Raw genomic sequence first — 1,828 nt, forward strand, 5'->3', positions numbered from 1 at the left:
GCGCTCCGGGCCGTGCGGTCGGAGCAGTCCGGGCGCCATGCCGACCAGCCAGGACCAGGCGCCGGCCGCGAGGGCCAGCCCGATGTGTGCCGGGAGCTGCCCGAGGGTCTGCGGGACGAACAGCGAGGCGGAGCTGATGAAGGTCAGGACCACGTTCCCGGGCGGCCCGATGCGGGTGGCGTCGCACACGGCCTTCTGGACGGCGGCCATCAGGGCGCCGACGGTGACGAGGACGACGGCGTCCGAGGTGAGGGACGCCGCGAGCAGGGCGGCGGCGAGTCCGCCGACCATGCCGAGCACCACCCAGACCAGCGCGCGGGCCCGGGCGGCGTAGGGCCGGTTGTGGCCGTAGAGCGCGCACAGGGATCCGGCCATCGTGTACATGGCGAGATCCAGTCGGCCGAGCGACAGCAGGAGCAGGTTGGGCGGGGCGACCGCGGCGACCACGCTCAGGGCGGGCTTGAACCAGATGTCGGAGGGCCGCCCGAGGCGGAGCACTCCGGCGAGGGGAAGACGGTGGGGGGTCGCACTGCTCATACCATCAATTTAGCACGTGTTTTACTTGTAAAACATCTGGCGCGGGGCGCGCTCACCTGCTGTGCCGCCCCGAACGCTCCCCGTGTACACCTCTGCGCTCGCGTGCGCTCCGCATGGCGTGGGCATCGCATCCTCGACCGACCGTCGAACGGGGAGGTGCGCGTGCACGGACCGGTGTCGGCAGCCTGGCTGCTGGTCGCACTGTGCGCGGCGACCGGGGCCTACTGCCTGCTGCGGATGCGCAGTGCCGTCGAGGAGCAGCGCAGGGCCGCGGGCGGCGAGGCGCTGATGGGCTTCGGCATGGCCGCGATGGCCGTACCGACGGCGGTGTTCACGCCGCCCGGATGGACCTGGCCGGTGTACGCGGCCGTGTTCGGGGTGGCGGCGGTGCGCGCGCTGTGGGCCGCGCGCGGCAGCCCGCACCATCTGCACCATCTGGTGGGCACGTCGGCGATGATCTACATGTCGGTGTCGATGGCCGCGGCCCCGCCCGCCGCGCACCACGTCCACGGCGGCACCGGGGTGCCCCTGGTGACCGGCGCCCTGCTGCTCTACTTCACGGCTTACGTGCTGGTCTCCGGCGCCCGCCTGGTGCCGGCCGGCGGCGCGGCCGGCACGGTGGCCGCACGCTGGGGCGACCGCCCGGAACTGGCCCGGGCGTGCCGGCTGTCGATGGGGATCGGGATGGTGGCGATGCTGCTGACGATGTGAGCCGCGGGCCCGCCGGACGCGCGGACGTTGCCTGCGTCACTTCGGCCCCACGGACCGTACCGCCGGGCGGGACCGCGCTCATAGGGTGCTGACCATGATGGTCCCCGTGGCCCTGCTGCTGCTCGGCGCCCTGACCGCCGTCGTCGCCCCCCGTCTGCTCGCCCGGGCCGACTGGGTGGACCGAGAACCGGTCGTCGCCCTGTGGGCGTGGCAGTGCGTGGTGGCGGCGGTCCTGCTGTGCTGTGCGCTGTCGATGACGCTGAGCGCCGCGGCGGCCTGGCAGGCGGTGCGCGGGCATGTGTTCGCCACGGCCCCGCGCACGGTCGTCGACGCGTACGTCCTCGGCGCCTCGGCCCCCTGGGCGGCGGCCACCGCCGTACTGCTCGCCTCCGCCGGCCTGTGGAGCCTCGCGATGCTGGTGCGGGAGGTCGTGCGGACCCGGGCGCGGCGGCGCGCCCGGCGGACCGAACTCCGCGTACGGGCCCCGCAATTGCCACTCAGGAGGCGGGGCGTCCCACCATGCGGTGGCATCGCGGAGTTCTTGATCCGCCTGCCGGGCTGTTTCGACGGCTGTTTTCAG

1 protein-coding gene and 2 pseudogenes are annotated in these 1,828 nt (G+C 73.9%); 2 read left to right on the forward strand and 1 reads right to left on the reverse strand.

The features are described 5' to 3' along the window. Positions 1-537 (reverse strand): annotated as a pseudogene (locus ACWEN3_RS46105) (FUSC family protein); the annotation flags it as partial. Between the two features lie 162 nt (positions 538-699). Here ACWEN3_RS46105 and ACWEN3_RS46110 point away from each other — a divergent pair. Next, the gene (locus ACWEN3_RS46110; RefSeq protein ID WP_452984373.1) at positions 700-1,248 is read left to right on the forward strand and encodes a DUF5134 domain-containing protein; all 549 of its coding nucleotides are present in this window, start codon (positions 700-702) and stop codon (positions 1,246-1,248) included. Positions 1,249-1,342: 94 nt separating this feature from the next. Then, a pseudogene (locus ACWEN3_RS46115) lies at positions 1,343-1,828 on the forward strand (hypothetical protein); the annotation flags it as partial.

The organism is Streptomyces sp. NPDC004561 (genome assembly GCF_053602155.1).